This is a genomic window from Niallia sp. HCP3S3_B10, from assembly GCF_052064465.1.
Classification (GTDB): Bacteria; Bacillota; Bacilli; order Bacillales; family Cytobacillaceae; genus Niallia; species Niallia hominis.
The window spans coordinates 1-5,253 of sequence record NZ_JBQHVO010000109.1 but is presented as its reverse complement, the minus strand read 5'-3'; the positions used below and the strand labels follow the sequence as shown (position 1 = coordinate 5,253).

Genomic DNA, 5,253 nt, shown 5'->3' with positions numbered 1-5,253 from the left:
CGAACCTTTCAGTAGCCCTTTAGGGTTTGGTCAGTAACAAAGGCTTTCAGCCGCAGAGAAAACCACCCGTTCTCACGGGTGGTCCTTATTTTCTCACATTTCAAATAGTGAGTTATACTTTAAATATATATTGAAGTAGGAGGTAGACCAGTGTATATACCACTTGATGAAAAATTTACATGGATACCAAGAGAAGTTTCAATAGAAAGTGAAAGGATTGGTGGAAGGTTAGAAGCAGGTAATATCGTTATTATTGGATTAAGAGATAATAAATCTAAATTGATTATTCCACATCCAATATCAAATTTTATAATTAAGTGTTTTGTAAATAAGCAGTTATCACCAAGTACTCAACTAAGGGCTGGAAGGATTATATGTATGTTTTTAAACTATATTTATACTCAAATAGAGGATGATGATTCAGGAGAGTATAGTAAATTAGAGGAAAAGGGTATAAGAGCATTAGAGCTAAAGCATGGGGCTAACTTTATAACCTATGGAACTTATTTGGGTAGAAATTCAGAAACAATTGATTATTGGGAAAAAACACTAACTAGATTCTATAACTTTTTAAAAGAACAAGATTCAATTGACCAAGACCCAAAAATAATAAAAAAAATCAATAAAAATGGTAAGGAAATATTAATTTCACCATTTGGAGATTCTGTATTGGATATTGAAAGACCAAATAAGAAAAATGATAATGATATGACTACCTTAAAAGATTTTGGGGAAGGAAGACTAGAACTCGCTAAGCTGTTTATTAATATTGCTCAAACTCATGCAGAAGATATTGCACTAGGAGTTTACTTTCAATTCTTTGGTGGGTTAAGAGTAGGAGAGGTAGTTAATTTAACAGAAAGTTCATTAAAACCAAGGGGCTATAGGGGGACTGAAAACAAATCATTTTTTGTTAATATTGATGATAACCAAGATAAATTGTTTCCCAATTTAAAAAATAACCAGTATAACCAAGTAAAAAGACCAAGACCTCAATTTATTATCCATTCAAATTTACTACAAAAATTATATGATGATCATATTACAAAACTTGAAGAATTAAAAAGTAAGAAAAAATTAAAGGTAGAAGATGCATTATTTGTATCGTATAAAACTGGTGTACCAATAAGTGGACCAAATTATGCAAATAAATTTAAGCGTGTAAAAAAAATATTTTTGAATGAGTTAAGAAAGGAAAGATACTATGAGGATGTAGAATTTCTTGAATCTTTACCTTGGGGTACACATATTGGTAGAGCTGTTTTCACAAATATGTTAATCGATCAAGGCTTAGGTATTGAAGAATTAAGAGATTCACGTGGAGACAGAAGTTTGTTGTCTGCTATGGCGTATTTAGAACGAAGGGTAACAAGAAAAAAAATTAAAGAAATGATGGAAAAAGTAGCAACTAAAATTGGTAATGAAGAAGATCAAGATGATGGTATTTATTTGCAACAAGCACTAACGCGTGAGCAGAACATCGAAATATACAATAAAGTTATGAGTAATTGGAGAGGTTTCTAAAATGTTAGTAAAAATAAGGGAACTATGTGATAAAAACAGTCCCTATTTTCAATTAGGTGTTCGTTGGAAAGGGACTGAAATATTACAAAAACATGGTGTCTTAGAAATTGTAGACATTAATAATGTGAAATATGTTGAATATGAAAAATTATTAAAACATGTTGCTTGGGAGAAAAATTTTTTTAATGAATATTTTATAGACTTGGATGTGTGGTCAAAATTAGGGTCCAGCGCTAATAAAGATAGTTTGCGTTCTTCTGGGGTGAAAAAATTAATTTCCTTAGCAAATCAGGGCCTTATTGAAATGGTTGAATTAGATTACCCACTTGTTTCAATAAGAGACAACAAATACAAAAATATAAAAAGGTTTTTTAAGAAAGCAAGTCTTGAATATTTTTTAAATGATTATATTAATTTAAATGAGGCTATGAAAATAATAGGAAAATCAAGTCCTCAGTATACTTTAAAAATCTTAATGAGCAAAGATATAGAAGTTGTAAAGCTTTCAGAAAAATATGATATGACGTTTGTTAATAAGAAAGCAGTTTTACATTTAGTAGAAAGTGGTGAGAATAAGCTTTCAAGCGTAGAAAATAGAAAACAATTAAATATATCTGATATGCAAGAATATATCAGTAGTAATCAATCCAGATTATACTTGGGCTTTACAAAAAAGAAATTTGAACAAATTCAAAATATAGGAATTCTAAACGTTGAAACTATTGTGGAGAATGGTAAAAATTTATATAAAAGATCACATATTGAGGATTTCAAGAAAAAACAAGAAAAATGGGAACAAGATTTTATAAAAAAGCACTATATAGATTTAGAGGTGTGGGGAAAATTTGGTTCAAATTCCTCAAAAGATTCTCTTAGGTCAAGTGGGATATTAAAATTAATTGAACTTGCTAATAAAGGGAAAATAGAACTAGTGGAGATGAAGTATCCACTAATTTTTATTAAAGAAAAGAAATACGAGAATATTAAGCGCTTCTTTAAAAAAGATAGCATTGAACTGTTCTTATTAAATCATTTTAAACTTGAAGATGCTATGTTGTTACTAGGTAGGAAAAATAGTGATAACTTCCAGAAATATTTAAAATCAAAAGGGATTGAAATTATTAAGCTTTCAACTAAAGTAGATTTGATGTACGTCAGAAAGTTCGATATTCATAACTTAATGAAAAAAAGGAATATCGTAGTGTCGAGTGAGGAAAAACTTAAAAAAGATCTTGAAGAGTCGGAGTTTCTGAATAGAAAACAAGTAATGATGTATTTAAATATTACTGCTAAGAGGTTGACTCAGCTAATAGAAAAACGTCTTTTACGAGTAGAAAAGAAAATTTCAAGTAATTTAACGTTATTTAAAAAATCGAAAGTGATCCAACTAAAAAAACAGCAAGAAATATTGCTAAAGTTATTGAATGAGAAGTGGTTTACCCGGAATGAGGTAATTGAAAAATTTAATTATGATCCGGATATGTATGAAATCAGAAAAACTAAAATTCCTGTTATTGTTGCCAGCGCTGATAGATTTTTAAATAAGAGGGTGATCTACCTAAAAAGTTCAGTAGAAGAGAATTTTAACCGGTTAGTATATACCCAGCAATATTATACAGATGTTGGAACTATATATGATAATATTAAGCACCGGCTTCAAATGGAGAAATTCTCCTTTTTTGAACATCTTATTGAAACTGAAAAGCTTTGGGATATATACATTAAGAGTAAATCAAATGAATGGAATCCAAATTCTTACGATGATAAATTACAGAGGATTGGTGTACTTGTAAATTTAACTAAAGATATGAATTCTATTTTATCAAAGGAAATATACAATTGCTCCTCAAAGGAATTGAATTTTGCGTTTTTTAAAAAATACCCTTTGCATTTTCAAAAGCATTTATATAGCTTTTTACAAGCAATTCATTTATCTCAAAAAATGCAAAATAAAGTTACATTTAGAATGAATGAAATAATTAATCCTTATGACCGAGAACAAAAAAGAAAAATAAAAAGTTTATATACGCCAAAAGAATATAGAAATCTATTCGATTATGTTTCTGAAAATGTTAGTTTTCATAAGAGTAATGCAATTAATAGTATAAAAAAAGCAGTTCTAGCAAATGAAGAAAATAAGAATATAAATATGGTATATGATCGTTATGATTCTGCATGGTTATATGTAATTCTTCATTTAACAAATATTTGGAGAACACCTGACTATCTTCATTTTCCTAGAGTGTCATTTGAGGATACTTATATCGAACCGACAATTGAATGGATGGAAAATAATGAAATTAGTAAAACGGACGCTGAAAGATTATTAAGAAGACTACAAATAAAAACATATAACTTTTCAAAAAATAATGCAGATAGGTATTTATTTATTCCGGATAAGTTATTAATCGCATTTGCAACTGCAGTGACTCTTTGTGAAATTAGAACAAGGCTTTTAAACGATAGTTTTCAATCCGTTATTAATTTTATGACAAAAGATAATAGATTTAGGAATAAAGTTAAAGAAAATTTTTTTAGATCCTTTAGCGGTGTTCAATTCGATACTTTAAAAATGAACCGTTCATTATTCACATTTTTGTTGCGTATTTCAAAAAATGTAAATGGACCACATGAAATAGAAATACTTAAACAATTTCGTGGACATAAGAACATTGAAACTACAAATATTTATTTGCTTTTTACTGAAGAGGACATAAACTTCCTTACTTCACAACTCTTTTCAAGAAACGACCACTTCGGTTTTATTGCTGATACTTTTACCGATATTTTATTCGGAGAAACCACGTCACTTTTTGAAAAAACAAAACAGAACAATTCACTTCTAGATTCATTCGGAGGTGTGTTTAAACTTGAGTCGGTAGCTAGTTTTTTACTGGCTGTATCTGAGGATGAAGAAATAGTAAAAAATATAATCTTAGAAATGGATTCACAAGAAACTCAACAAAAGTTTGAAGAAATACTATTTATGAAATTGACTAGTAAACAGAAAGATGTTCAATGCTTAATAGGAGAAGCGAATTGTCCATATCCGGGCAGGGATTGTTTAGGAGGATGCCATTTTTCCATTCCTCATTTTTATGCTATATCTGAACTAACAAGACAGTTGTGGAATGATTTTGAATTTATTCTGAATAGGTTTTCAAGCCTAAAATATAAGGGAGATAAAGAAAGGTTTTTCATTAACTTTGCTGGCCGTCTAAAATTATTTAAAAATGCTGAGGGGAAATATGGGAATGTTGTGTACGAATTTTTTAATTTAGATAAAGAAAAGTGGATTGGGCTTTTAAGTGAGTTACCGGAAGAATGGCAGCTTTTTGTAAGTGAGAATAGGAACTTAATAAAAGCATAGTATTATGGAGGTTATAATTTGAATGCTTTATTAAACTATGAATTTAAACTGGATGAAACAAGTATTGAAGAATTTGATCTAGAGTATAGTATAGAAGTTGCAAAAGAGAATATTGAGAGCTATTTAGATAATATTACTGTCAATTATTTTAAAAAGTATTCATATAAAGATATTGGATTGAGTCAAGTTTTTGTGGGAGTTTTTTATAGCTCCCTTTTTATAAAGTAAAACTTCTAATTTTGTATCCGTTTTCTAAATGTTTTCTTTTATCAAAATTTCGTTTTTTTCTTTTTTAAAAACCTTTTAATCCCTGTAAGGCAAAGTGAACGGGTTTTCCAATCGCTTGATTTAAGTATGGT

At 29.0% G+C, this 5,253-nt stretch carries 3 protein-coding genes; all 3 read left to right on the top strand.

Annotated elements, in window-relative coordinates:
- Positions 1-150 precede the first annotated feature (150 nt).
- The 3 genes from ACTNDN_RS24300 to ACTNDN_RS24290 are packed head-to-tail and all read left to right on the top strand — an operon-like array spanning position 151 to position 5,122.
- Entirely contained in the window at positions 151-1,524 is a 1,374-nt protein-coding gene (locus ACTNDN_RS24300) for a hypothetical protein (protein ID WP_081836741.1), read from the top strand.
- A gap of 1 nt (position 1,525) precedes the next feature.
- On the top strand, positions 1,526-4,894 hold the full coding sequence (locus ACTNDN_RS24295; protein ID WP_251628380.1) for a hypothetical protein: 3,369 nt from the start codon (positions 1,526-1,528) through the stop codon (positions 4,892-4,894).
- Between the two features lie 18 nt (positions 4,895-4,912).
- Positions 4,913-5,122 carry a hypothetical protein gene (locus tag ACTNDN_RS24290; protein ID WP_031540300.1) on the top strand — a complete coding sequence of 70 codons (210 nt, stop codon included), beginning with the start codon at positions 4,913-4,915 and terminating at the stop codon, positions 5,120-5,122.
- Positions 5,123-5,253: the final 131 nt, after the last annotated feature.

What these genes read in the sequence shown, in the direction of transcription:
- ACTNDN_RS24295 (WP_251628380.1), top strand. Translation starts at nt 1,526, where the DNA reads ATGTTAGTAAAAATAAGGGAACTATGTGATAAAAACAGTCCCTATTTT.